This is a genomic window from Methylotenera sp., from assembly GCF_029945705.1.
In the GTDB taxonomy this organism is placed as follows: domain Bacteria; phylum Pseudomonadota; class Gammaproteobacteria; order Burkholderiales; family Methylophilaceae; genus Methylotenera.
Genome location: NZ_JAQSDC010000038.1, coordinates 39,378 through 64,752 on the forward strand (window position 1 = coordinate 39,378; position 25,375 = coordinate 64,752).

Consider the following 25,375-nt stretch of genomic DNA (forward strand, 5'->3'; position numbering starts at 1 on the left):
CAACCTCTTGTTCAACTTTAGTTAGGTTTAAAAGTGAGATACAAAGACTATGATAGATAAACACTACAACTCGCCAAGTTATAAGCCTTTGTATGATCAGATTAAAGTGCTGCTTACGCAAAGCTTAATCGGCGGTGAGTGGCGTCCGGGCGACATGATTCCTAGTGAAATTGAGTTGGCAGGTCGCTATAAGGTGAGTCAAGGTACGGTCAGAAAAGCCATTGATGCGCTTGCTACAGAAAACATTCTTATTCGCCGTCAAGGTAAAGGCACGTTTGTTGCTACACATAGCGCTGAGGGCATGAAGTTGCGGTTTTTAAGGTTGACTTCGGTAGATGGCCAAAAAGAGTTGTTACAAAATGAGTTCATTTCATGTACCAAAGGCAAGGCTGATGTGCGGATGGGGCAAATTCTTGATTTGAAAGCGGGCGCATCAACTATAGAAATAAAGCGCTTACTGACTTTTTCAGGCAGGCCGCTGATTTTTGACCATATTGTTGTACCAGCAGCGCCATTTAAAGGCTTGAATGGTACACGTGTAGAAGAAAATAACGGCTCAATGTATAGCATGTACGAATCAGAGTTTGGTGTGCGAATGATACGTGCTGAGGAGCGTTTAACAGCGGTAGGCGCTAAAGGTGAGGTGGCAAAGGCTTTGGGTTTAAAAGAGGGAGAGCCAATCCTTAGCATAGAGCGCGTTTCATTTACTTACGGTGATAAGCCGATGGAGTGGCGTTTGGGCTTGTGCGTGACTGATAATCATCACTACATGAATGAGCTCGAATAGCCCTTTTTGTGCTTTTGAAAACATGCACTAGCGGCGTCAGGCTGCACTTGCCGTACTAAAGTACTGTCTGCGTTTGCCTTTCTTGCTATTGCAATTTTTGAAAATCGCAGAATTTAGGTGAGCGGTAGTAAAAATTAAAAACTAAACCCTGAAAAGGTATTGCAAAATGGACGATTTAAAAAAACGCGCACTTGATTATCACGAGTTTCCTAAGCCAGGTAAGCTTTCTGTGGAGTCATCTAAGCCGTGCGCTACGCAAGATGATTTATCTTTAGCATATACGCCAGGTGTGGCAGTACCCGTGCGCGAAATTAACCGTGATCCTGCCTTGGCTTATAAATATACCAATAAAGGTAACTTAGTTGCAGTGATTACTGATGGCACTGCGGTATTGGGTCTAGGTAACATGGGGCCGCTGGCAAGTAAGCCTGTGATGGAAGGCAAAGCAGTTTTGTTCAAACACTTTGCGGGTATTGACGTGTTCGATATAGAAATCAATGCGCCAAGTATTGAGGCGTTTATTGAAACGGTGGTGAATATCGCGCCAACATTTGGCGGTATTAATTTAGAAGATATTGCGGCGCCGCATTGTTTCCGCATCGAAAATGAGTTGCGTGCGCGTTTAGATATTCCGGTTTTTCACGACGACCAGCATGGTACAGCGGTGATTGTGGCTGCGGCCTTGTCGAATGCATTAGAGTTGCAAGGCAAAACATTACCAACAGCAAAAATCGTGTTTTTAGGCGCTGGCGCCGCAGGTTGCTCATGTGCGCGTTTACTCAAATTAATGGGTGCCACGAATATTACCATGGTGGATAAATCAGGTGTACTCGATACTTCACGTAGTGACTTGCATGACAATAATCGTCATTTAGCCGTTGCGCCAAGTGATGCAAAAACATTGGCAGATGTGATGCCTAATGCGGATGTATTTATTGGCGTTTCAGCCGCCAATGCCTTGTCACCAGAATTACTTAAATTGATGGCGCCAAAACCAGTGGTGTTTGCCTTGGCAAATCCAGACCCAGAGATTTTACCAAGCTTAGCGCACGCAGTTCGCGATGATATTTTAATGGCGACTGGACGTTCAGACTTTCCGAATCAAGTGAATAATGCGTTGTGCTTTCCGTATTTATTCAGAGGTGCATTGGATGCCAAAGCTAAGCAAATTACTGATGAAATGCAAATCGCAGCAGCGCATGCTTTAGCCGCGTTAGCGAGAGAGCCTGTGCCAGAAGATGTATTAGCGGCTTATCACTTGAAGAGCTTAAGTTTCGGTAAGGATTACATTATTCCCAAACCGTTCGATAAACGCTTGTTATCACGTGTGTCTGGCGCTGTGGCGGATGCCGCAAGATTGCAGCAAAGTAAATAAATACAATAATCTCAACAAGACTCTTGAATATGCAAAATAATCAGCAAAAAAATACTCAAAAGGCAAGGCTAAGACCGGGTCAAATGAGCCGACCTAAAAACCTGAACCTACTCACAATTCGCCTGCCAATAAACGCACTGGTGTCGATATTGCACAGAGCAACAGGCTGCGTTTTATTTTTAATCTTGCCGATCATTTTACTGTTGTTGCAGTTTTCACTCAGCTCCGCGCAGCACTATGAAACAGTGATTGCGATTTTGCATTCACCTTTTATAAAAATCATGCTTCTTGGATTGGCATGGGCTTTCTTTCATCACTTTTTTGCAGGTATTCGTCACCTGGCAATGGACGTACATTGGATGACTACACTCATGAAAGCGCGTTACACCAGCAAAGTGGTACTCGTACTAGGTGCGCTAGCGACCCTAGTATTAGCCCTAAAAATATGGATTTAATAATTTATGCTGATTGAACTTTTAACTAAACGTTATCCAGGCATGCGCGCTTGGTTAACTCAAAGACTTAGTGCGCTAGTGATGGCGATTTACAGCGTTTTTGCGGTAGCTAGATTCTTAATCGTACAGCCGAGTCATTATGAAGCTTGGGTCGATTTTTTTCAGCCACTGTGGTGGCGTATCGCCACTTTGTTGTTTTGGATGAGCTTGTGTCTTCATGCATGGCTAGGCATCCGTGATGTATTTAAAGATTACGTGCCAAACCCAAGTGTACGTGACGTGTTAGATAAACTTTTAGTGGTGTCATTATGGGTTTATTTGGTTTGGGCCACTTGGTTGCTACTCGCTTGATTGAAATGGTGTTAATTGAAATAGTCATTATTTAAAATTTATTGAAGGTTAATTGGTTATGGCGTTACAAACTCAAACATTTGATGCGTTAGTGGTAGGTGGCGGTGGTGCAGGTTTACGTGCTTCGCTGCAATTAGCGCAATCTGGCTTAAAAGTAGCGGTGCTGTCAAAAGTGTTTCCTACGCGTTCCCACACTGTGGCGGCGCAGGGTGGCATTGCCGCCGCGCTTGGCAACGTGGCGGATGATAAATGGTTATGGCATATGTACGACACCATCAAAGGGTCAGACTATTTGGGTGACCAAGACGCGATTGAGTTTATGTGTAAAAATGCCGCTGCGGCAATTTATGAGCTTGAGCATTTTGGCATGCCGTTTGACCGATTAGAAAATGGCAAAATATTTCAAAGGCCGTTTGGTGGCATGACGCAAAACTTTGGTGAGAGTGCCATCTCACGGACTTGTGCGGTAGCCGATAGAACAGGCCACGCCATGTTGCATACGCTATATCAGCGCAATATTCAATCGAATACGCAGTTTTTTGTGGAGTGGTTAGCGCTCGATTTACTAAAGGATGCAGATGGCGACGTATTGGGCGTGTTGGCCCTAGAAATTGAAACAGGCGAGGTGCATTGCATACGCGCTAAAGCCACTATGCTGGCGACTGGTGGCGCAGGCCGCATATTTAAAGCCAGTACGAACGCGTTCATTAACACTGGCGATGGTTTAGGCATGGCAGCACGCGCCAATATTCCGTTGCAAGATATGGAGTTCTGGCAATTTCATCCTACAGGGGTGTTGAATGCAGGCGTATTGATTACCGAAGGCGTTCGCGGTGAGGGTGGCTATTTAGTGAATAGCGAAGGTGAGCGTTTTATGGAGCGCTACGCACCAAATGCTAAAGACTTGGCAAGCCGTGACGTGGTTTCACGCGCAACGGCCACAGAAATTAAAGAAGGCCGTGGCGTGGGTAAGAACAAAGATGCAGTGTTCTTAAAATTAGACCATTTAGGCGAAAAACTAATCAACGATAAATTGCCAGGTATCCGTGAAATTGCTAAAACTTTTGCCAATGTTGACCCAGTGTATGACCCAATTCCTATCGTGCCAACAGTGCACTACATGATGGGTGGTATTCCTACTAATCTGCAAGGACAGGTAGTCGTGCCCGATGGCAATGGCGGTCAATCAGTAGTGAATGGCTTATATGCAGTGGGCGAGTGTGCTTGCGTTTCAGTGCATGGTGCGAATCGTTTAGGTTCAAACTCACTGTTAGATTTGGTGGTATTTGGCCGTGCCGCTGGCGACAAAATGGTTGAGGAGGTGAGAAAGGAGAATTTAATACATTCTGCTCACAAACCACTACCCGCCGACGCATTCGATAAAACGTTGGCAAGATTAAATCGCTTAGACACACAAACGCAAGGTGAGAGCGTGAAAGATGTGGGTGCAGATTTGCGTGAAGCCATGCAAACGCATTGTGGCGTGTTCCGCTTTCCAGACTTGTTGCAAGCTGGTGTAGTGAAAATCGACCAGATAGCTGAGCGCGCAAAAAATACTGTGATTAAAGATAAAAGCCAAGTATTCAACACCGCCAGAGTTGAGGCATTAGAACTTGATAATTTGGTAGAAGTGGCTTTAGCGACCATGCATGCGGCAGAGGCGCGCACTGAAAGCCGTGGCGCACATGCACGGGAAGACTTTAGCGAGCGTGATGACAAAAACTGGCTCACACATTCACTCTACTACCGTGAAGGCCATCGCTTAGCATATAAGCCTGTACGCCTAAAACCGCAAACAGTACAAAGCTTTGAACCTAAAGCACGCGTGTACTAATTGAAATAAAACTAGAGACGACAACATGAAATTCTCAATTTACAGATTTAATCCAGACGTAGACAAAAAGCCTTACATGCAAGACTACGATTTGCAGCTTGAAGACAGCGATCTAATGTTGTTGGATGCGTTATTGCGCATCAAAGAGTTGGATGATAGTTTGAGTTTGCGTAAGTCATGCCGTGAAGGCGTATGTGGTTCTGACAGCATGAATATCAACGGTAAAAATGGCTTGGCTTGTATTACTAAGCTATCCGACTTAGAAGAGCCCATCGTTCTTCGTCCGATGCCAGGCTTACCTGTGATTCGCGATTTAGTCGTCGATATGACGCAGTTTTTCGAAAACTACAATTCGGTTAAACCATACTTGGTGAATAATGACCCACCACCTGAAACGGAGCGCTTACAGTCGCCTGAGGACCGCGCCAAGCTTGATGGCTTATATGAATGTATTTTATGCGGAGCATGTACCACCTCTTGCCCATCTTTCTGGTGGAACCCAGATAAGTTTGTCGGGCCAGCAGGGTTAATGCAAGCCTACCGCTTTATGGTGGATAGCCGTGATCAGGCGCTGGATGAACGTTTGGAGAATTTGGAAGAGCCGGATCGATTATACCGTTGCCACAATATTATGAATTGCGTGGAAGTTTGTCCTAAGAAACTCAACCCCAATGCCGCTATTGCAAAAATCAAAGACCTTAAATTTGAGCAGGCGCGTGAGCACAAAAACAAAGCGAAAAAACACATCGAAATTAAGTCTGTTTAGCGATTTAAGGGGTTATGGAAATGTTTTTAAGTGAACTCCAGAAAGATAACAAGCCAGATCAAAAAAATATGACCGATGAAGAAGTGCGACGCCTAAGCTGGCGTTGTCGCCGAGGCTTGTTAGAACTAGATATTGTATTGCAGCGCTTTTCTGAAAAGCATCTTGCAACGCTCACTCAATCAGAGTTATTGGCGTTTGATAGCTTGCTAGATTTACCTGATAACGAGTTTTTAGATGTGGTGACATCAAGAATAAAGTTTGCAGAGGTAGAGGCATTGAGAAGCAGGCCATTGGATGCAGGTTCTATGAAGACAGTACTGACCAAATTAAGTGGTCATTAACGAAATTAGTTAAGAATAATTAAAATTATTGAAAGATTTAGCATGAATAGCCCTGGAAAAATAAAGTGTTATACCAATAGCAATATGCTGGGTGAGAATTGGCCTGGCATACAGCTTTACTATCCACCTGTTAAGTATTCGCCAGCGCAGGGCATTTACGAAGATGTCACACAAGCAGCGGCACGCATGAAAAAGCATGCGCATCACACCAATGCCCATACTTTAATTTTTGACTTGGAAGACGGTTGTCGTCAAAAAGAAATGAGTCGTGATTTACTGCGCCAAGAGTTGCCAGAGCTGCGTAAAGTTAACCCGAGCGTCACCATTGCCATTCGCTCAAACTCATTCCGTACCGATGAATATGAGTTAGATATGCAACTCGTTAGCGATATGTCTGATTGTATTGATGTGGTGATGCTTGCCAAGGCTGGTGAAGCCTATGGCGCCGCCGAGGTGCGCGATTTATCTAGCTTGTTACTTGAGTTAAATCCGAATATTACTATTCAGCCAATTATTGAGCATCCTAAATCACTTAAAATAGCACCAGAGTTAATGCAATACAGCACAGTGAAGCATGTCGTGTTTGGTATTCATGACTTTTCAAAAGCGATGGGCATACACATCACGCCTGAACACTGGATTGAAGAGTTACAGTTTTATATGAATCAACTCATGTTTGAAGCGCGTATTGCGGGTAAGGGCGTGATTGGTGGTGTTGAAACATTAATTGGCGCGAATATTATGCCTGAAAAATTTATTGAACCACACGATGTACGCCGCTGGCTAGATTTGCATGGCGATTATGAGTCACGCATTGTTTATAAACATGCCTGCCAAGAGGCCGCGATGGGTTTAACGGGTAAACAGGTAATACACCCAGGCCACATACATTTATGCAAAACGGCGTATACCCCTTCACCCACTGAAGTAAACCAAAAAGTACGCATCTTGAAAGCGGCAATTGAGGCAGATGCCTTACATGGCGGCGCGATTAAGTTTGAAGGCGAAATGCTGGATCCACCAATGTTTGGTAAAGCACTGCAAACTCTGCTGAGAGCCCATGCTTTACGCGCGTTAAACCAAGATGATATGGACTTTGCCTTGCAAGTGCTGGAATTATTACCAGCTCAAGTGATTCGTCAAAACTGGCCGTATGGCGTGTTGCTATAAATTCAATCAATCATGCTGCTGTCATTTAACAAAATGAAATTCAAGAGAGTCTGAAAATGCAAAAGTTAGAACAATTTCCTGAGTGGGAGTGGAACGTTCCAAAACACTTTAATATCGGCGCGGCATGTACTGATAAGCACTTGAATACGCCAGCGGCATCATTGATTGCGATGATTGTTGAGGATGACGCTCAAGGCACTTCACAAATCACCTTTGAGCAATTAGCGAAACGTACTGATCAATTTGCTCAGTTACTCAGAAATTTGAATGTGGGTGCGGGTGAGCGCGTGTTGATTCGCTTACCTAACTGTTTGGATTATCCAACGGCGTTTTTAGGCGCGATGAAGCGCGGTGCGATTTCAGTGCCAACTTCAACCCTACTCACTGCTGAAGAAGTGGCTTATTTGGCAAAAGACTCAACAGCAACAGTGCTCGTTACAGATAAAGCTGCCTGGCCTTCATTGCAAGATCATTTAACAGGTTTGCCAAATTTAAAACATGTGTTTTTGTCAGGCATTGGCGAAGTAGCGCCACATGCAAGCTTAAATGTTTGCGATTTAGACGCGCAACTTTCTGCAATTCAGACGTGTGAACCAGCACATTTAACAGCTTCTGATGACCCCGCCTATTTGGTGTACACCTCAGGAACAACAGGTTATCCAAAAGGCGTGCTACATGCGCACCGCGCGTTGATTGGCCGCGAACCAGCCTCTAAATACTGGTTTAATTTTGATGCAAACTCGCAAGACCGTATCATGCACTCAGGCAAGTTCAATTGGACTTATGTGTTAGGTTCAGGCTTGATGGATCCGCTCTATTTGGGCAAAACCGTCATTGTGCATGAAGGCAAAAATGACGCTGATTTATGGACACGCTTGATTGCTAAACATTCAGCGACGATTTTTGTGGGCGTGCCAACCATTTATCGCCAAATCATTCAGAAATCTACAGCTAAGCAAGTAGATGTAACAAGTTTGCGCCACTGCATGAGCGCGGGTGAGCATCTATCTGATGAAGTTTTGCAACAATGGCGCGAACGCTTTGGTGCGGATATTTACGAAGCAGTTGGCATGAGCGAATTTTCATACTACTTAAGCCAAAGCATATTCCGCCCGATACGTGCAGGTTCTGCAGGCTTTCCGCAGCCAGGACATGCCATTAAATTGCTGAATCCTGAAACCTTAGAAGAGGTTCCGCAAGGCGAAGAGGGCATGATTAGCGTGCTAGATAGCGACCCAGGCTTGTTCTTGCGTTACTGGAATTTAGACGAAGAAACAGCCAAATACAAACATGATGGTTGGTTCTTCTCTGGCGACTATGCCCGTTATGATGAAGATGGCTATATCTGGTTCTTAGGTCGTAAAGACGACATTATTAAAAGCTTTGGTTATCGTGTTTCACCTTACGAGATAGAACGCGTGTATAAAGGCCACCCCGATGTAGCAGATTGCGCAGCGATAGGCGAAGAATTAGAAAAAGATAAATTGCTAGTGGTGATTTACGTGATTTTAAAACCAGAAGCCAGCGCTAACCCAGATGATTTATTGGCTTTTGGTAAGCAACATTTGGCCGCCTACAAAGCGCCCAAAACAGTGTACTTTGCACAGGATTTTCCACGCACTAAAAATGGTAAAATTTTGCGTAAAGATATTCAGCCAAGCATGGCGGTTGCTAAGAGTTCACGCTAGATTATTCTGACATGGGCACAGCTATCAATAACCGTTCGCTCTGAGCTTTGTCGAAGAGTATTTATAGTGAATTTAGCACAACATTATTTGACCACCTCTGGAAGCCGCCTAGAATGCGGCTCCCAGCCCGATTATTTTTGCTCGGGAGTTTTATGAGGATGCCGTGTGGGTTACAAGTAACCCCTACTTGGTTCTATCAATGGAGTCTGACCTTATTGATTCCTATGATTTATTGTTGTAAGTCTGACAGTTGCAAGGAAAGAATAATACAAATGAAATTAAAACTATTCGCTTTGCTGCTTAGCTTAGTAAGTTTGTCTACGAATTGCTATGCTGATAATTACACTGATGAGTTTTGTGTCGTGCCAATAAAAAATGTACCTTCATACGACGATAGCTTATTTACTTCTCGTTTAGTTGAAGATAGATGGCAGCTATCAGGTATTGAACAGCCACTTTATGTCAATAGTTTGAATCAACAAGCAACTTATTTTGGCACTTGGACAATCAATAAAGATCGTGAGTTTGTACCATATAACCACCCTGCACCTACTCACCCATGGGATGAATATATTGAAGAGCCTTGGAGCGGCAGAGTTGTGTTCAATCGAAATGCTGCTAAGAAGCAACTATTAGCATTAGAGCAGGGACAAACATTGTTTAAGGCACTTGATCAGAGCAAACTCAAAGGTCGAACTTTTTTTAAAAGCCTTGCTACGCTATCTATCGCTCAAGAAACCATTGTTTTCACACAAGCTGGCATACCTTATCAAGTAGGAAAAGACTCATTAAAACCATGGCCAACATATCAAAAAATTAGGCAACAGGGTGTTAGCTTTAAAAAATTAGGTTATGGTGGTCGAGAGCCTATCTATGATGCACCAGCACTTGGTGGCTTTATTGTTGCCAGTGATACCAGTGAGTTATTTTTATATAGTGATAACAAGCTTGAAAAAATCAAAATTGGCACAAAAGACGGAATCCAAAAAGCAGTTAATTTGATCGATCAGAAAATGTTTGTATTTGTCACTTCTGATGAGTTAATTCATGTCGTACAACGTTCTGATGAGGGGCAGATTAACGTTAGAAGTTATACTCTTAGTGTAAAGTCAGGCTATATATACTTAAAAAATATAGGACAATTCATTTGGTATGATGCCTCCATATCACGCTGGGTAAGATTAACCCGTAAAGGCTTTGAACCTATCCCTATTCAAAGCGATGTATCCATACCTCAGTCAGCTACCATCACAGAAATGCCACATTTGAATATGGCTTTGTTAGATACACGCAATGCAATATTTCAATATGATGGTATTAAATTCATCAAGATATTGACCTATCCTAATCCCCAGCAGTATTACAGTAAAGTATTTCCGTTACCATCAATCGAAAAAGCTCTATTGCTAACGCATGATAATCGGTTGTATTCTTTTGATAAAAACAAGCCTCTTACCGAAGTTAAAACGACAGTAGATTTATCGAGTTTTCAAACATCTATTATTGATTGGCCTAATGCTAAATCAGCTTTGCTTCTAAATGACTCTGGGATTTATACGGTTGATAAAAACCTAGCTACCAAAAGGATTCATGGCGGCGATACGTTTACGAGTAATTTTTCAAATGCAGAGCATATTGGTCACAATAATGTTACTGGTGAACTCTATTTGAGCAATAGGCGGGGTTTCTTTGCGGTGGTTGATAAGAAGGTATCGGGTCATGCTGTCTGTGATTATTACGATGTAATGAACTCTAAAATACCCAAAGTTCAACTCTGTATTAATCCCATTAAACAATCAAAAATAAAGGATATAGGCCTATTACTTAGTGAAGGCAAACCCTCGTCGAATGGAGACGGAGTCTTTTTTGATGCTGTAAAAGGTGTTCACTACGTAGACCAGAGTAATACCATCCTCAATATTGATCCACAGAATGATGGTTCACAGGCATCTGATGAGGGTTTTGTGCCGATATGGTGGATGACAGGGGCTAAAATTCACATTGAATGGGATGAACTTAAAAGAATTTTTAATAAGCCATCCAAACCTTCAGAGCTAGAGAGGATAAAACTGTTTGATGGTCAATTTGAAGCTTCTAAAAAAATATTGACCGCATCTATCTTTGATGTAAATGACAAAACAACAGTAGTGGCTACAACTGATGGTGCATATATAAAAAAACCACGGGCGCCCCTCAAAAGCTTGCTGGCGATAATCTAGTTCTTAATTATAACGACAGGGGCACTCAAATACTGGCCAGACATCCAAACGGTGATGATGTTGTTTTGGGCAATGGTATAGGTTTGTTTTTTATTGATGTGCAAAAAAGAACGATCAAACTGATCACAGATGACGCCTATGAATTAATGGGTTCAATATTTCGTATTCAAAATATCGATAAGTCTAAAAAGTTATTGATTACAGCTTCAAATGGAGACTTCTTAATAGATGAAAACAATCATGTTGCCAAAATAACTAATATTGCAGGATTCAAAACAGTTAATGTGTATCTTGGTGGAACAAAAATTTTTGCTACCAAGAAAACTGATAAAGATGAGCAAATATACGAGTTGAAATTAAATTGTAAGTAAATGCGGCGGATTAAACTACGAAGTGCGACACCCTGATTATTAAAGAATACCTCATTTGGGGTTAACCAGCCAAGGCACTTTCTATAGAGCAAATGTAGTCTCCATTGATTTTCACCCCACTGGTTCAAATTAAGCAACTAAAACACAGATAAAACAAAGAAATTTATGACCACCATTAAACAAACTGACTTCATTCAAAGCATTAAAGATGCCTTGCAATATATTTCTTATTATCACCCTGTAGATTATATTCAGGCCTTGGGCCGCGCTTACGAGGCAGAGCAATCACCCGCGGCTAAAGATGCTATTGCGCAGATTTTAACTAACTCTCGTATGTGTGCGGAAGGTAAGCGCCCACTTTGCCAAGATACTGGCATTGTTGTTGCTTTCGTTAAAGTAGGCATGAACGTGCAGTGGGATGCAACGCTTGATGTTGAGCAAATGGTGAACGAAGGTGTGCACCGTGCATATATGTTGCCAGAGAATAAATTGCGCGCTTCTATTGTGAGGGACCCCGCTGGAAAGCGCGCCAATACTAAGGATAATACGCCAGCTGTGGTGCATGTTTCATTGGTTGCTGGTGATAAAGTTGATGTGCAAATTGCAGCAAAAGGTGGCGGTTCTGAGAACAAAGCTAAGTTGGCAATGCTCAACCCGAATGACAGTATTGTGGATTGGATTTTGGAAGTTGTGCCCCAAATGGGTGCAGGCTGGTGTCCACCGGGCATGTTAGGCATCGGAATCGGCGGTAGCGCAGAAAAGGCCATGTTGTTAGCGAAAGAATCTTTGATGGCGCCGATTGATATGCACGAACTTAAAGCTAGTGGTGCTAAAAACAGAATTGAGGAATTGCGCTTAGAGATTTTTGAAAAAGTGAATAATTTAGGCATAGGAGCGCAAGGTTTAGGTGGTTTAGCAACAGTATTGGATGTGAAGATTTTAGATTACCCAACGCACGCGGCTAGCTTGCCAGTGGCGATTATTCCAAACTGTGCAGCTACACGCCATGTGCATTTTGAGTTGGATGGTAGTGGTGCAGCAGAGTTGGAAGTGCCTAATTTAAACGACTGGCCAAATGTGCATTGGGCACCAAGTGAAGCATCGTTAAGAGTAGATTTAGACGCAATAACCCAAGCCGATATTCAGACTTGGAAGCCAGGTCAGACTTTGTTGTTAAACGGAAAATTGCTTACAGGCAGAGATGCTGCGCATAAGCGCATTGCCACGATGTTAGCTAACGGTGAGAAATTGCCAGTAGATTTTAAAAACCGTTTTATTTATTACGTCGGCCCTGTAGATGCAGTGCGTGATGAAGCCGTTGGACCAGCAGGCCCAACCACGGCAACGCGTATGGATGGTTTTACAGAAATGATGCTTAATGAAGTTGGTTTGCTGGGGATGGTGGGTAAAGCTGAGCGTGGCGATGAAACAATTGCGTCAATCGCCAAATATAAATCAGTGTATTTGACAGCTGTAGGCGGCGCGGCTTATTTGGTGAGCAAGGCCATTAAAAAAGCCGAAGTGCTGGCGTTTGCAGATTTGGGTATGGAAGCGATTTATGAGTTCACGGTGCAAGATATGCCGGTGACGGTGGCCGTGGATAGCCAAGGTAATTCAGTACACACCACTGGCCCTGCTGAGTGGAAAGAAAAGATTGCGCAGCATAAAACGATAGAAATTCACTCTGTGCCTTAAGTCACATGTGTAGTGCACTATTTGCGTTAAACTCTGTCAAAATTGATGATAAATACTCAGAGAGCGCACATAAAATGCTAAAACTTTTGTTACGAAGTGCTGTTTTGCTAGGCTTGTTTTTGAATGTAGCCATCGCCAATGCAGATGATGTGCTAGGCTACTTAACCGATAGTGATGGTCGATATGCTGGCCCAACAGTAGAAGACAATGTGCTTGCGATGGATACTGATAAAAATGGCTTTGCCGATGTTACTGAAGTACGCGCGTTTTTAGTGCTTAAAAACGGTACGGATTATCAAAAAGAGATACTAGATAGATGGCAGTTGCGTAGCCAAGGTAAAAGTTGCACATTGCCGCCAGACGATAAATTGTTTAATTAAAGAGTTGAGTCATTAGCAAGAATGTATTTTAATCATAGAAAAACTTACAAATTCGTCATTCCGTCGTAGGACGGAATCCAGTCAAAGTTGAACATTAAAGTATTAAGTTACTATCACTTAAATTGAAACCTGACTGGATACCAGCCTCCGCTGGTATGACGATTCTTAATAATTTCGTTAATAATTTAACTAAAGCTAGGTTAGTGCAAGTGTTTCGAATTATTAAAACCCGTTAACTAAAATTTAGACTGGTTTATAATTGCGCCATCTATTCATTGAACTAAATATTTAAAAACATTACTTTTAAAAGAGCCTTAAATTACTATGTTAAAAGCCTATCAAGCCCATGTTGCAGAGCGCAACACAGTTCAACTTCCACCATTACCTTTATCTGCTGAGCAAGTAGCGCAAGTCGTTGAGTTGCTTAAAAACCCGCCAGCAGGCGAGGGTGAAACATTACTTGATTTAATTGCCAATCGTACGCCAGCAGGGGTTGACCAAGCTGCTTACGTTAAAGCAGCTTTTTTAGCAGATGTTGCTAAAGGCATTGCTAAATCACCTGTGATTTCACCTGAAAAAGCGGTGGAATTGCTAGGCACCATGCTTGGCGGTTATAACGTGCAAGCCTTAGTGAGCTTGCTTGAAACTCCGATGGCGGCAAATGCAGTAACTGCATTAAGCAGTACAATTTTGATGTTCGACGCATTTCACGACGTGGATGTGTTGATGAAAGCGGGTAATGCCCACGCTAAGAAATTGATTGAAAGTTGGGCAAATGCCAAGTGGTTTACCAATGCGCCAGTACTAGCTAATGAAATCAAAATGGTCGTTTTTAAAGTAGATGGCGAAACCAACACTGATGACTTAAGCCCTGCGCAAGATGCATGGAGCCGCCCAGATATTCCACTGCATGCCAAAGCCATGCTCATTAATAAAATGCCAGATGGTTTGAAGCTGATTGAGACTTTGAAACAAAAAGGCTTGCCGTTGGCTTATGTAGGCGATGTGGTGGGCACAGGATCATCACGTAAATCTGCGATTAACTCAGTACAATGGTTTATGGGCAATGATATTCCTAATATCCCAAACAAACGCACGGGTGGCGTGATTTTAGGCGCTAAAATTGCACCAATTTTCTTTAACACAGCCGAAGATTCAGGCGCATTGCCGATTCAATGTGATGTGTCAAAACTGAATATGGGCGATGTGATTGTCATTAAACCGTATGAAGGCAAAGTGCTCAATGAAGCGGGTGATGTGCTCTCTACCTTTGAATTGAATCCAGTCACTATGCCAGACGAAGTGCGCGCTGGTGGACGTATTCCATTGATTATTGGCCGTGGTTTAACTTCAAATGCACGTAAAGCACTAGGTTTGCCAGAAACTACCGTATTCATTAAATCAACACCAGCAGTAAGCTCAACAAAAGGGTATACGCTCGCACAAAAAATGGTTGGTCGCGCATGCGGTTTGCCAGAAGGTACAGGCGTGCGTCCTAATACTTATTGCGAGCCAAAAGCGACAACGGTTGGTTCACAAGATACAACAGGCGGTATGACGCGAGATGAGTTAAAAGAGTTGGCTTGCTTGGGTTTTAGTGCTGATTTAGTCATGCAAAGTTTCTGTCACACAGCAGCCTATCCAAAACCAGTAGATATTAAATTGCAACACAGCTTGCCTGAGTTTATGTCTAGCCGTGGCGGCGTTTCATTACGCCCAGGTGATGGCGTAATTCACTCATGGTTAAACCGCTTAGTGTTGCCTGATACAGTGGGCACAGGTGGTGACTCTCATACGCGTTTCCCGATTGGTATTTCTTTCCCCGCAGGTTCTGGTTTAGTCGCTTTTGCCGCGGCAACAGGCGCAATGCCATTGGATATGCCAGAGTCAGTGTTGGTGCGCTTTAAAGGCACCATGCAGCCAGGGATTACTTTACGAGATTTAGTGAATGCGATTCCTTATGCAGCGATTCAAGAAGGCACTTTAACCGTTGGTAAATCAGGCAAAAAGAACGTATTTAATGGTCGCGTGCTAGAAATTGAAGGCTTGCCAGATTTGAAAGTGGAACAAGCCTTTGAGTTGGCGGATGCTTCAGCTGAGCGTTCAGCCAATGGTTGTACTGTGTTGTTGAATGAAGCGCCAGTAATTGAGTTTTTAAAATCTAACATCGTGTTGATGCAAAACATGATTGAAAATGGCTACGAAGATGCGCGTACGTTGCAACGCCGTATTGAAAGTATGCAAGCGTGGTTGGCAAAACCAATTTTACTCAAACCAGACGCAGATGCCGAATATGCGCATGTGATTGAGATTGATTTGAACACGATTAATGAGCCGCTAGTGGCTTGCCCGAACGACCCAGATGACATTAAACCGTTATCAGCAGTTGAAGGCGATAAAGTGGACGAGGTGTTTATTGGTAGCTGCATGACGAATATCGGCCATTACCGTGCTGCGGCTAAAGTCTTAGAAGGTTCAGGTAGTATTCCAACGCGCTTATGGATTGCCCCACCAACCCGTATGGATGAAGCACAGTTGCGTGACGAAGGTGTGTACTCGACTTTCGGCGTGGCGGGTGCGCGAACTGAGATTCCAGGTTGCTCTTTATGCATGGGTAACCAAGCGCGCGTGGCGGATAAAGCGACTGTATTCTCAACCAGTACACGTAACTTTGATAACCGCATGGGTAAAGATGCGCGTGTTTACTTGGGTTCAGCTGAGTTAGCTGCTGTTTGTGCGAAGCTCGGTCGTATGCCAAGCCATGCTGAATACTTGGAAACAGTAGGTAATAAACTTGCTAATACTGCTGAAATTTACAAATATCTAAATTTTGACCAGATGACTGAGTATAAAGCGGCCTTAGATACATTAAGTACTGGTAAAAAAGTAATTTCAATTGCTGAGATAGTTTAGTATTTAGTTTTTTGTTATTGAAATTTTTCTATGAAGTCACTCTTTACGGCTAGGTGCAAGCATCTAGTCGCTTGTTTATTAGTGGTGCTCACTGTCGCGGCATGTAGTCAAAAGCCTTTAACAGCCAAGCAGATACTTGACCAAGCCTACCCAATTTTTGATCAAAAACACGCATGCTGGATTTCAGATGATGGCGATGGTAGTCGCTATTGCATGAAGTTAGATGCCGAGCAGAAATTGACATTAAAAGATGGCGAACGCTTATATGTCATCACTTCTGGTGAACTAGTGGATGATAAAGGCGAGTCTATTGCATCGCATGCAAATATAGGCTCTGTTGGCGCTTTTGTGGCAGAGTCGCGAAATGGTAAGTCTGAAGTTATCGCCGCTAATCCATCTATTCAAGTAGGTTCAAGCGGAGTTGGCCCAACCGCATGGAAATTAGTCAAGCTTGGCCCTGCCGACTATTGGGGCTGGCAAAATACTTGGGGTGATTGTCATCAGGGCTATTGCGGTAGTCGATACAGTATTCTTGCGCCTTATGGAAAGAGTGTGAAAGAAGTTGGGTCTATGACCGCCAACTATGATGACACGGGCGCATGTGGCGGTATGACTGATAAGCTAGACGAGAACGGTAATGCAGTATTAGATGAGAATGGAGAACCTATTCAGGTCGATGTGGATTGCGACAAAGCCTCTTCATTCGTTGAGTCTTCGCTGAAAATAGATACGCAAAACCCCAATGTTAAGGTTTATCCTATATTGTTAACTTTAACAGGACGTGATAAGAGCGCAGAGCTAAAAAGTCAAATTTGGAAATTTAATTTCGACAGTAAAGCTTGGAGTTATAAAGCGCCAAAAAACTATCCACTCGCGGATAAAGACTTTTAATCAATCTTGTGAATTTTGCATTTCCAATTTGATTGTTCAGTTTTCCTGATATTATCCATTTATGAATTCAGAACAAAAACCAGATAATCATCACATATTTAACCCTGAAGAGATTACGCAGCCCGCTAAGCGCGGCGCTTGGAAGTGGATGCTGCCGTTATCTGTTGTGCTATCCGTGGTGGTTTTTGCAGCATGGCATTTTGGCTGGCACGCTAAAGCCGTGACAACTGGTGTGGTGATATTCGCCACTATTTCTCATGTGTTTGCTTGGGTCGTCGGTCTAATTGCTCTTATTCCTATTATTGGCCCACTCATTGTAAAAGTGCTATCGATTGGTATCATTTGGCTGTTGAACGCTATCGGCTATTTGGTTTCCTATGTTGCTATTAAGCGTGGCTATTCTAAAGATGTACTGACCTATCGCGCGGTGACCATTGCGCTTATTACTGGAATTGTCATTGGCTACATACTTTGTAGCCTTATTTCTTAACCATATGCTTCATCGCAGTAAATATCCCCAAATCTATAACGCTATTTTCTCTAAGTTATCGCAAGATGATCATCACAAAAATTAAACAAACACGCTTGTATCACCATGTTTTAAAGCTAGGTGATTTCTTTCCTGTGATTTTCTTTTTTGGCGGATTTTTGTGGGATGCGCTCACCATAGGTCGTAATGTTGCCTACTCAGATCTCATTACCTTTTTTGTCTATTTATGTATAGCCGCTGCTATTCTATTTACCATCGGAAGCCCAAGATTTATCTTATCTGATGCCTCAAAGCTATCCCCATGGGCTGCAAAAATTCATAAGCGTTTATATTGGGAGAATTTACCTTACTTTTTATTGCAGTTTTTATTTGGCAATTTATTGAGTTCTTTATTCATTCTGTATTTCAAAAGTTCTAATCATTGGCTGGCTTGGGCGATGTCTATTATTTTAGGTATTCTGCTAGTGGCCAATGAGTATCTAGAAGACAAATATAAACAACTCACGCTCAGCTGGGCGCTATTTGGTTTTTGTGCCATGTTGCTGTTTAATTTTGCTTTGCCTTATTTAATGGGCAGCATTCATGCAGTGTGGTTTTATTTAAGTACATTACTAGGTGCAGCTGCGGCATATGGTCTCTATAAAAAAACACCTAATCATGATGGTAGCATCTGGCCAGTTGGTGTAATAGCTGCTTTGTTAATGCTCGCTTATGCGTTTGATATGATTCCGCCTGTGCCGCTAGTGAAGCGCGATATTGCGGTGGGTTATGCCATTAATAAAGTCGATGGTAATTACCAGTTAAGCCAGCAGCCATCCAACTGGTGGGTATTTTGGCGTAATGCTAGTAGTGATTTGTATGTTGCGCCTGGCCAGCGTGTGTATTGCTTTTCTTCAGTTTTTGCACCTAATGGATTAAAAACACGCTTGTACCATGTATGGCAATTCCACGATAAGAAAGCAGGCTGGCAAACTAAGTCACGCGTCGGCTTTACTTTATCTGGCGGCCGTTACAATGGCTTTCGTGGATATACCTACAAAACAGATTTGCAAGCAGGTGAGTGGAGAGTCAATGTTGAAACTGAAAACGATAAAACTGTAGCAGTGCATGAGTTTAGCGTTAAAGCTGAATCGTCAACTTCAACGCCGTACATACAAGTTTATTAGAATTGATTTATTAGTGCTTATGTTCTACACGCATTAACTTATCTATATATGCAATCGCAATAGCAGAAAATACAAATGTCATGTGAATGACAGTTTGCGCAATTAATACTTTGTCACTTAAATTTTCTGCATTAATAAATGTTTTAAGTAGATGAATCGATGAAATACCAATAATGGCGGTGGCTAACTTAACCTTTAACAAATTGGCATTTACGTGAGATAACCAATCTGGTTCATCTGGGTGACCTTCTAAATTAAGGCGTGAAACAAAAGTTTCATAGCCACCAACAATCACCATGATGAGTAGGTTTGAAATCATCACCACGTCAATTAAACCCAATACAATCAACATAATGTCTGCTTCAACAAGGTGTGAAGCTTTAGCCACTAAATGTACTAACTCAAGGCCAAAAAAGTACACATATACGGCTTGTGCAACAATTAAGCCTAAATAAAGTGGTAGTTGAAGCCAGCGGCTACCAAATAAAATATTGGTCATCACGCTTTTTTGCTTATATTCGATAGAAGAAGGGGTGTTATGTTCTTGCATGTGTTAAAGCCTTTAATTTGATTGCAGATTGCGATGTTATTGTAGCAGGTTGAAGCGTTAGCTTTATTTAGACTATTTGACTATCTATCGCGTAACTCGCGGCTCCATCCAGAGCTAATAGCTGTGTTAACACTGGCATGGTTTCTTCCAGTATTTTAGGCAATGTCCAAGGCGGATTCACAATAAACAAGCCGCTGCCATGCATACCAAAGCCTTCTGTCGATGGCTCTTGTATGGTCATTTCTACGTTTAACCAGTTCGGCAAACCTAAATCTATTAAATCATCGATCATTTCAGCTGGTTCTGAACGCTGCAAAATAGGGTACCAAACCATGTAAGTGCCAGTCGAGAAGCGTGTCAGGCTGTCTTTAATCATGTTGACCACGTGCTGGTAATCTTGTTTGTCTTCATAAGGCGGGTCTATCAGCACGGCGGCACGACGAGGCGGTGGTGGCAAGCAAGCTTTGATGCCAGCAAAACCATTTTGCATTTCAACTTTAACTTGCTTGCCTTGACCTCTAAAGTTTTCGATTAACAACTTACAGTCGTTTGGGTGCAGCTCAAATAGACGCATTTTGTCGTCAGCACGCAAAAAGTCTTGTGCCACTATAGGCGAACCAGGATAGAACTCCAGTGAGTTGGTATTAAAGCGTTTAATCTGCGCAACAAAGTTAGTAAGCGGCTTAGGTAGATTGTCCGCCGACATCAGTTTCGCAATGCCTTGTTCAAACTCTGCATTCTGTGTGGCATAACCTTCGGTTAAGCTGTACAAGCCAGCGCCAGCGTGGGTATCGATATACCAATAAGGCTTATCTTTTTGATTCATGTAATCTAGCACTAGGCCTAATACATAGTGTTTGAGTACATCGGCGTGATTGCCTGCGTGAAAGGCATGGCGGTAACTTAGCATTTGATAATAGGTGCAATTAACATGGAGAAATTATAGGCGACAAACGTCTGTTTTCTGTATGATTCAATAAATTATTTAACATGCAATTTCTAGAAAACCTTATGAGCAACCATCCACAGCACGGCGACCATCAACATGCAGCACATCAGCATCATACGGATGACCATCAGCATGGCAATGCATTCGCAATTCCTTTTTTCTTAATTCTAATCTTTGCCATTATTGAGCTATTTGGTGGGATTTTTACACAGTCGCTCGCATTACTTGGCGATGCTGGACACATGATCTCGGATGTATTGGCGCTTGGAATGGCTTGGTATGCGTCGCACCATGCTAGTAAATCTACCAGCAGCAAGCATGCTAGTGGTTTAACGCACAAAGAACTTTACGCTAGCATTGTGAATTGTGTGTTGATGTTAGTCGTCATTGTGTACTTGGTATTTGAGGCGATAGATAGATTAAAAAATCCGCATAACGTGACAGGTGGCTATGTGATGCTGATTGCATTTGTTGGTTTATTGGTGAATTTACTGGTAGCTAAAATGTTACATCATCACGGTGAAGAGCATGGCAGTAAAGATAATCTTAATCATCGCGCTGCATTTTTACATGTGTTGGGAGATGTACTCGGGTCAACTGCTGCTTTGGTAGCAGGTGCCGTTATCTACTTTACTGGCTGGCAGGCAGCTGACCCTATTTTAACGTTGTTTATTTCGGCATTGATTTTGGTCGTCACCTTAAAGTTAGCCAAAGATATTTGGCGCACATTTAAAAACGGCTAATTAGTAGAGCCTAATATGGCTTATATCAAGCTACTCACGCTATTTATCACCACTTAAATCAAAGGAGATTCAATATGCCCTATGTCAATATTAAGTTAGCGGGTTCTGTGACTAAAGAACAAAAAGCCCAAATCGCAAAAGAATTTACTGAAACTTTAGAGCGCGTTGCGCATAAGCCTAAATCCTATACTTATATTACGTTTGAAGAAGTTGCTTATGAAGATTGGGCAATAGGTGGGAAGCTGCTCAGTGATTAAGTGCCAATGGAGTAAAAGCAAGTTGAATAAATGCCTAGTGTTAGAATAGAACAATGAAAACTCCCCAAAGACTTGAGCCTCTTCTAGAAGATGGCTTGATTGACGATGTTGTGCGTCAACTAATGAGCGGTAAAGAGGCTACCGTATATGTCGTGCGTTGTGGCGACGATGTGCGTTGCGCTAAAGTCTACAAAGAGGCGAATAAGCGCAGCTTTCGTCAGAGCGTAGACTATACCGAAGGCCGTAAAACTAAAAATAGCCGCCAAAGTCGTGCCATGGCTAAAGGTTCAAAGTTCGGTCGCGAATCACAAGAGGCCGCATGGCAAAGTGCAGAGGTGGATGCTTTGTATCGCCTAGCCAATGCAGGCGTGCGAGTGCCAGAGCCGTATAATTTTTACGAAGGTGTATTGTTAATGGAGCTGGTGACCGATGCCAATGGCAACGCCGCGCCACGTTTAAACGATGTGACTTTTAGTGCCGAAGAGGCACGTATTCATCACGCCACTTTAATTAAAGAAGTGGTGCGCATGCTTTGTGCGGGAATCGTGCATGGCGATTTGTCAGAGTTTAATATTTTAATGAGCGCCGATGGCCCCGTGATTATTGATTTGCCGCAAGCGGTCGATGCGGCAGGTAACAATAACGCAAGTGAAATGCTGGAGCGCGATGTTAGAAACTTAAGTGATTACTTTGGACGTTTTGCACCAGAGCTACTCACCACGCAATACGGCAAAGAAATTTGGGCGCTTTATGCACATGGTGATTTAACGCTGGAAACGCCACTCACAGGGCGCTTTAGGCAAAGCACTAAAGCGGTTGATTTAAAAAGTGTGATGCGTGAAATCGAAGACACAAAGAAAGCCGAAGAGGCTAGGTTGTTGCGCATCGCTGAAGCTAAAGCGGAATAACAAGCTCGAGCTAAATAAGCCCATGTTCGACTAAACTCATGTTCGACCCTAAACCCATATTAAAAAATTTACCTAATCTGCCCGGTGTTTATCGCATGATAAACGCCACGGATGAAGTGATTTACGTGGGTAAAGCCAAAGACCTCAAAAAGCGCGTTTCGTCGTATTTCAATAAAAACTTAGCTAGCCCGCGCACGCGCATGATGGTGAGCCATATCGTTAAAATTGAAACGACTGTCACTCACAATGAAGCCGAGGCTTTGTTGCTGGAAAATAATCTGATTAAAGGCTTAATGCCGCGTTACAACGTCGTGTTTCGCGACGATAAATCTTACCCTTATATAGTATTGACTGGCGATGATGTAGCGCGTTTGGCGTTTCATAGAGGTGCTCAGCGTAAAGGTAATCAATACTTTGGTCCTTTTCCTAACTCGGTTGCGGTGCGCGAAAGTATTCAACTTTTGCAAAAGGTATTTAAGCTACGTACTTGTGAAAACACGGTGTTTGCTAACCGAAGTCGACCTTGTTTACAGCATCAAATTGAGCGCTGTACCGCGCCTTGCGTGGGGCTTATTTCAACTGAAGATTACAATAATGACGTGCATCAAGCCGCGATGTTTTTGCAAGGCAAGACTAATGAGGTGATTGATGCGCTTGGCGCGCGGATGAATACAGCCGCAGCCAATCAGCAATATGAAATGGCGGTGGTGTTTCGTGACCGCATGCAAGCGCTAAGGCAGGTACAAGCCAAGCAGTTTGTGAGCGACTTCAATGTGTCAGACGCGGATGTGATTGCGTGCGCCGAATTGCAAGGGCAGCACTGCATTAATTTGGTAATGATTCGTGGCGGTCGGCATTTAGGCGACAGAAGCTATATGCCTAAGAACACCGACGGCGAAACATTGGAAACGAGCATGGAGGCGTTTGTAGCGCAGCATTATGTCGCGCAAAATACGCCGCCGCTGATTGTGGTGGGCGTTAAAATTGAAACGACTGTGCTTGAAGAGGTGCTGAGTGAACAAGCTGGTCGCAAGGTAAAAATCAATACCAATCCGATTGGTGACAAACGTGTTTGGCTGAAAATGGCGCAAACTAATGCCGAGTTGGCGTTGGGTCAGCGTGCTGCGACTTCAGCCAATCAAACTGCTAAATTACTGGCTTTACGTGAAGCGCTACATTTACCCGATAATACCGAGCGCATTGAATGTTTTGATATTAGCCACACGATGGGTGAGGCGACCGTGGGTAGCTGCGTGGTGTTTGACCGTGGAGATATGCAAAATAGCGAGTATCGACGCTATAACGTCACAGGCATTACACCAGGTGATGATTACGCTGCAATGCGGGATGTGCTGACGCGCCGCTATAAAAAAGTGGCGGCAGGTGAGGGCGTGCGACCCGACTTAATCTTTATTGACGGTGGTAAAGGGCAGCTAGGCGTTGCGGTTGAAGTGATGGCAGAAGTAGGACTGGAGGATATTTTACTTGTCGGCATCGCTAAAGGTGAAGAGCGTAGACCCGGTCTAGAAACCATGATTTTTTCTGACACAGGCGAAATGCTTAACTTAGAAAAAGACAATAAAGGCTTACATTTACTGCAGCAAATCCGTGATGAGGCCCATCGATTCGCCATTACTGGGCATAGAGCCAAGCGTGCTAAGGCGCGACTACATTCCAGCTTGGAAGATATAGAAGGCATAGGAGCCAAGCGCCGCAAGGCGCTACTCACGCGCTTTGGTGGATTAGATGGTGTAAAGGGTGCTAGTATTGACGAAATCGCCCAAGTTGAAGGCATCAGCCAGAGCTTGGCAGAAAAAATTTACGGAGAGTTGCATTAATGAGCTGTGTTTTAGTCGAATTGCAGGGCAAAAATGGGAGCGTGTTAAATGAAAGTTAACATTCCTACCATGCTTACATGGTTACGTATTTTGCTGATTCCTGTGTTTGTCGGTGCTTTCTATTGGCCTGAAAACCTACACAAACTCAGTGCAATGCCTTCACATTCGGTGAATATCTTCATCACTGTGATATTTGCGATTGCATCATTTACCGATTGGCTCGATGGATATTTGGCTCGACGCTGGAATCAAACCTCATCATTTGGTGCTTTTTTAGATCCTGTGGCAGATAAACTCATGGTGGCGGCTGCCTTAATCGTGTTGGTAGAATTTGGCCGGGTAGGTGCGATTGTTTCTTTAATTATCATCGGTCGTGAAATCGCCATTAGCGCGCTTCGTGAGTGGATGGCTGGCGAAGGGCAACGCAGCAGCGTAGGTGTTGCGATGATAGGAAAAATAAAAACTGCCGCACAAATGCTTGCGATCTTATTCTTATTATATTGGGATGAAATAGATTTAGGCAGCTTAGGTGTTTTTCCAACGCAACTGTTTGGACATGCTTTAATCGTGTTAGCAGCATTTTTAACATTGCTATCAATGGCTTATTATTTAAAGGCCGCGTGGCCAAAATTAAAAGGAAAATAAAACTGAAATAAATATGCAATTTGAATGTCGATTAGTATTGACGACATTCTGAAAGTCGCTATAATGGCGCCTGTCTTAACGACGCGGGAATAGCTCAGCTGGTAGAGCGATACCTTGCCAAGGTATAGGTCGCGAGTTCGAGTCTCGTTTCCCGCTCCACGAATTTGGTAGTAGTACATAAAACGGCGAATGCTAATAAGCTTTCGCCGTTTTAGTTTCAGCTTTTAATGTAGAATTGTTTGTTCAAATAGTTCTCACAATAAGGCGCGATAGCAAAGCGGTTATGCCGCGGCCTGCAAAGCCGTTTAGGCCGGTTCGACTCCGGCTCGCGCCTCCAAAAAATCTAGTCAGCCACATCACTTTTATATATCCAAATAATAAAGCGATTTATAGCTTAAATGGGTAGTTTTTTTCTGTTTTCTAGTGGGCTAAACTTGCATCATTAATTAAATTCGACTTAAGTTTAATTAACTCCTCGTCGTTATTAAATTGTTTGTAACTAAGTTTGAGTGTCAAACGTTTATTTTCTAAATTCTCAGAACTTTAACCCAACTATTTTTGCATTTATTTGCATCTAGCTGACCGTTACTTAA

24 protein-coding genes and 2 tRNA genes are annotated in these 25,375 nt (G+C 43.0%); 24 read left to right on the plus strand and 2 right to left on the minus strand.

The genetic code is table 11. The features are described 5' to 3' along the window. Positions 1–52 precede the first annotated feature (52 nt). From PSU78_RS07275 to PSU78_RS07355, 17 genes are all read left to right on the plus strand, one after another. Positions 53–787 (plus strand): GntR family transcriptional regulator, encoded by a 735-nt coding sequence (locus PSU78_RS07275; protein ID WP_300386658.1) that lies wholly within the window; start codon positions 53–55, stop codon positions 785–787. A gap of 166 nt (positions 788–953) precedes the next feature. Beyond that, positions 954–2,162, plus strand: a complete 1,209-nt coding sequence (locus tag PSU78_RS07280; protein WP_300386456.1) for a malic enzyme-like NAD(P)-binding protein — start codon at positions 954–956, stop codon at positions 2,160–2,162. A 29-nt stretch (positions 2,163–2,191) separates the two neighbouring features. Continuing rightward, positions 2,192–2,617, plus strand: a complete 426-nt coding sequence (sdhC, locus tag PSU78_RS07285) for a succinate dehydrogenase, cytochrome b556 subunit (protein WP_300386459.1) — start codon at positions 2,192–2,194, stop codon at positions 2,615–2,617. A gap of 6 nt (positions 2,618–2,623) precedes the next feature. Further along, positions 2,624–2,968, plus strand: coding sequence for a succinate dehydrogenase, hydrophobic membrane anchor protein (gene sdhD / locus PSU78_RS07290; RefSeq protein WP_300386461.1), 345 nt, complete (start codon positions 2,624–2,626; stop codon positions 2,966–2,968). A 58-nt stretch (positions 2,969–3,026) separates the two neighbouring features. After that, entirely contained in the window at positions 3,027–4,802 is a 1,776-nt protein-coding gene (gene sdhA / locus PSU78_RS07295; protein ID WP_300386464.1) for a succinate dehydrogenase flavoprotein subunit, read from the plus strand. Between the two features lie 25 nt (positions 4,803–4,827). Continuing rightward, the gene (locus PSU78_RS07300) at positions 4,828–5,568 is read left to right on the plus strand and encodes a succinate dehydrogenase iron-sulfur subunit (RefSeq protein ID WP_300386467.1); all 741 of its coding nucleotides are present in this window, start codon (positions 4,828–4,830) and stop codon (positions 5,566–5,568) included. A 20-nt stretch (positions 5,569–5,588) separates the two neighbouring features. Then, positions 5,589–5,909: a succinate dehydrogenase assembly factor 2 gene (locus PSU78_RS07305; RefSeq protein ID WP_300386470.1), complete on the plus strand. Its 321-nt coding sequence runs from the start codon at positions 5,589–5,591 to the stop codon at positions 5,907–5,909. Positions 5,910–5,951: 42 nt separating this feature from the next. Then, on the plus strand, positions 5,952–7,079 hold the full coding sequence (locus PSU78_RS07310; protein WP_300386472.1) for an aldolase/citrate lyase family protein: 1,128 nt from the start codon (positions 5,952–5,954) through the stop codon (positions 7,077–7,079). A gap of 56 nt (positions 7,080–7,135) precedes the next feature. Then, positions 7,136–8,767: an acyl-CoA synthetase gene (locus PSU78_RS07315; protein ID WP_300386475.1), complete on the plus strand. Its 1,632-nt coding sequence runs from the start codon at positions 7,136–7,138 to the stop codon at positions 8,765–8,767. Positions 8,768–9,039: 272 nt separating this feature from the next. Continuing rightward, a complete protein-coding gene (locus PSU78_RS07320; RefSeq protein WP_300386478.1) occupies positions 9,040–10,986 on the plus strand; it encodes a hypothetical protein in 1,947 nt (648 codons plus the stop codon). Positions 10,987–11,051: 65 nt separating this feature from the next. Next, complete coding sequence (locus PSU78_RS07325) at positions 11,052–11,357, plus strand: hypothetical protein (RefSeq protein WP_300386481.1); 306 nt, start codon at positions 11,052–11,054, stop codon at positions 11,355–11,357. A gap of 165 nt (positions 11,358–11,522) precedes the next feature. Next, complete coding sequence (locus PSU78_RS07330) at positions 11,523–13,052, plus strand: fumarate hydratase (protein ID WP_300386483.1); 1,530 nt, start codon at positions 11,523–11,525, stop codon at positions 13,050–13,052. A 74-nt stretch (positions 13,053–13,126) separates the two neighbouring features. Then, positions 13,127–13,432: a hypothetical protein gene (locus PSU78_RS07335; RefSeq protein WP_300386486.1), complete on the plus strand. Its 306-nt coding sequence runs from the start codon at positions 13,127–13,129 to the stop codon at positions 13,430–13,432. A gap of 324 nt (positions 13,433–13,756) precedes the next feature. Beyond that, positions 13,757–16,345, plus strand: coding sequence for a bifunctional aconitate hydratase 2/2-methylisocitrate dehydratase (gene acnB, locus PSU78_RS07340; protein WP_300386488.1), 2,589 nt, complete (start codon positions 13,757–13,759; stop codon positions 16,343–16,345). Positions 16,346–16,375: 30 nt separating this feature from the next. After that, positions 16,376–17,236, plus strand: a complete 861-nt coding sequence (locus PSU78_RS07345; RefSeq protein ID WP_300386491.1) for a hypothetical protein — start codon at positions 16,376–16,378, stop codon at positions 17,234–17,236. A gap of 61 nt (positions 17,237–17,297) precedes the next feature. After that, the gene (locus PSU78_RS07350) at positions 17,298–17,726 is read left to right on the plus strand and encodes a hypothetical protein (RefSeq protein WP_300386494.1); all 429 of its coding nucleotides are present in this window, start codon (positions 17,298–17,300) and stop codon (positions 17,724–17,726) included. A gap of 65 nt (positions 17,727–17,791) precedes the next feature. Beyond that, a complete protein-coding gene (locus PSU78_RS07355; protein WP_300386497.1) occupies positions 17,792–18,892 on the plus strand; it encodes a DUF2914 domain-containing protein in 1,101 nt (366 codons plus the stop codon). 10 nt (positions 18,893–18,902) lie between these two features. On the opposite strand, the gene PSU78_RS07360 is transcribed toward PSU78_RS07355, so the two are convergent. Both PSU78_RS07360 and PSU78_RS07365 read right to left on the minus strand, forming a co-directional pair. Further along, positions 18,903–19,442 carry a TIGR00645 family protein gene (locus PSU78_RS07360; RefSeq protein WP_300386500.1) on the minus strand — a complete coding sequence of 180 codons (540 nt, stop codon included), beginning with the start codon at positions 19,440–19,442 and terminating at the stop codon, positions 18,903–18,905. A gap of 67 nt (positions 19,443–19,509) precedes the next feature. Further along, complete coding sequence (locus tag PSU78_RS07365) at positions 19,510–20,352, minus strand: 23S rRNA (adenine(2030)-N(6))-methyltransferase RlmJ (protein WP_300386503.1); 843 nt, start codon at positions 20,350–20,352, stop codon at positions 19,510–19,512. Between the two features lie 101 nt (positions 20,353–20,453). On the opposite strand from PSU78_RS07365, the gene PSU78_RS07370 reads away from it, so the two are divergent. From PSU78_RS07370 to PSU78_RS07400, 7 genes are all read left to right on the plus strand, one after another. Further along, positions 20,454–21,134: a cation diffusion facilitator family transporter gene (locus tag PSU78_RS07370; RefSeq protein ID WP_300386506.1), complete on the plus strand. Its 681-nt coding sequence runs from the start codon at positions 20,454–20,456 to the stop codon at positions 21,132–21,134. A 74-nt stretch (positions 21,135–21,208) separates the two neighbouring features. Beyond that, positions 21,209–21,391: a 4-oxalocrotonate tautomerase family protein gene (locus tag PSU78_RS07375; protein ID WP_300386509.1), complete on the plus strand. Its 183-nt coding sequence runs from the start codon at positions 21,209–21,211 to the stop codon at positions 21,389–21,391. A 53-nt stretch (positions 21,392–21,444) separates the two neighbouring features. Further along, positions 21,445–22,299, plus strand: a complete 855-nt coding sequence (locus tag PSU78_RS07380; RefSeq protein WP_300386512.1) for a PA4780 family RIO1-like protein kinase — start codon at positions 21,445–21,447, stop codon at positions 22,297–22,299. Between the two features lie 38 nt (positions 22,300–22,337). Next, a complete protein-coding gene (gene uvrC / locus PSU78_RS07385) occupies positions 22,338–24,137 on the plus strand; it encodes an excinuclease ABC subunit UvrC (RefSeq protein WP_300386515.1) in 1,800 nt (599 codons plus the stop codon). Between the two features lie 48 nt (positions 24,138–24,185). After that, on the plus strand, positions 24,186–24,782 hold the full coding sequence (gene pgsA / locus PSU78_RS07390) for a CDP-diacylglycerol--glycerol-3-phosphate 3-phosphatidyltransferase (RefSeq protein WP_300386518.1): 597 nt from the start codon (positions 24,186–24,188) through the stop codon (positions 24,780–24,782). Positions 24,783–24,865: 83 nt separating this feature from the next. Next, a tRNA-Gly gene (locus PSU78_RS07395) sits at positions 24,866–24,941 on the plus strand. Positions 24,942–25,045: 104 nt separating this feature from the next. Next, positions 25,046–25,119: transfer RNA gene (locus PSU78_RS07400), tRNA-Cys, on the plus strand. Positions 25,120–25,375: the final 256 nt, after the last annotated feature.

Excerpts from the sequence above, each read along its gene's own strand:
- PSU78_RS07280 (WP_300386456.1), top strand. The coding sequence starts at position 954 with ATGGACGATTTAAAAAAACGCGCACTTGATTATCACGAGTTTCCTAAG.
- sdhC (WP_300386459.1), top strand. The coding sequence starts at position 2,192 with ATGCAAAATAATCAGCAAAAAAATACTCAAAAGGCAAGGCTAAGACCG.
- sdhD (WP_300386461.1), top strand. The coding sequence starts at position 2,624 with ATGCTGATTGAACTTTTAACTAAACGTTATCCAGGCATGCGCGCTTGG.
- sdhA (WP_300386464.1), top strand. The coding sequence starts at position 3,027 with ATGGCGTTACAAACTCAAACATTTGATGCGTTAGTGGTAGGTGGCGGT.
- PSU78_RS07300 (WP_300386467.1), top strand. The coding sequence starts at position 4,828 with ATGAAATTCTCAATTTACAGATTTAATCCAGACGTAGACAAAAAGCCT.
- PSU78_RS07305 (WP_300386470.1), top strand. The coding sequence starts at position 5,589 with ATGTTTTTAAGTGAACTCCAGAAAGATAACAAGCCAGATCAAAAAAAT.
- PSU78_RS07310 (WP_300386472.1), top strand. The coding sequence starts at position 5,952 with ATGAATAGCCCTGGAAAAATAAAGTGTTATACCAATAGCAATATGCTG.
- PSU78_RS07315 (WP_300386475.1), top strand. The coding sequence starts at position 7,136 with ATGCAAAAGTTAGAACAATTTCCTGAGTGGGAGTGGAACGTTCCAAAA.
- PSU78_RS07320 (WP_300386478.1), top strand. The coding sequence starts at position 9,040 with ATGAAATTAAAACTATTCGCTTTGCTGCTTAGCTTAGTAAGTTTGTCT.
- PSU78_RS07330 (WP_300386483.1), top strand. The coding sequence starts at position 11,523 with ATGACCACCATTAAACAAACTGACTTCATTCAAAGCATTAAAGATGCC.
- PSU78_RS07335 (WP_300386486.1), top strand. The coding sequence starts at position 13,127 with ATGCTAAAACTTTTGTTACGAAGTGCTGTTTTGCTAGGCTTGTTTTTG.
- acnB (WP_300386488.1), top strand. The coding sequence starts at position 13,757 with ATGTTAAAAGCCTATCAAGCCCATGTTGCAGAGCGCAACACAGTTCAA.
- PSU78_RS07345 (WP_300386491.1), top strand. The coding sequence starts at position 16,376 with ATGAAGTCACTCTTTACGGCTAGGTGCAAGCATCTAGTCGCTTGTTTA.
- PSU78_RS07350 (WP_300386494.1), top strand. The coding sequence starts at position 17,298 with ATGAATTCAGAACAAAAACCAGATAATCATCACATATTTAACCCTGAA.
- PSU78_RS07355 (WP_300386497.1), top strand. The coding sequence starts at position 17,792 with ATGATCATCACAAAAATTAAACAAACACGCTTGTATCACCATGTTTTA.
- PSU78_RS07360 (WP_300386500.1), bottom strand. The coding sequence starts at position 19,442 with ATGCAAGAACATAACACCCCTTCTTCTATCGAATATAAGCAAAAAAGC.
- PSU78_RS07365 (WP_300386503.1), bottom strand. The coding sequence starts at position 20,352 with ATGCTAAGTTACCGCCATGCCTTTCACGCAGGCAATCACGCCGATGTA.
- PSU78_RS07370 (WP_300386506.1), top strand. The coding sequence starts at position 20,454 with ATGAGCAACCATCCACAGCACGGCGACCATCAACATGCAGCACATCAG.
- PSU78_RS07375 (WP_300386509.1), top strand. The coding sequence starts at position 21,209 with ATGCCCTATGTCAATATTAAGTTAGCGGGTTCTGTGACTAAAGAACAA.
- PSU78_RS07380 (WP_300386512.1), top strand. The coding sequence starts at position 21,445 with ATGAAAACTCCCCAAAGACTTGAGCCTCTTCTAGAAGATGGCTTGATT.
- uvrC (WP_300386515.1), top strand. The coding sequence starts at position 22,338 with ATGTTCGACCCTAAACCCATATTAAAAAATTTACCTAATCTGCCCGGT.
- pgsA (WP_300386518.1), top strand. The coding sequence starts at position 24,186 with ATGAAAGTTAACATTCCTACCATGCTTACATGGTTACGTATTTTGCTG.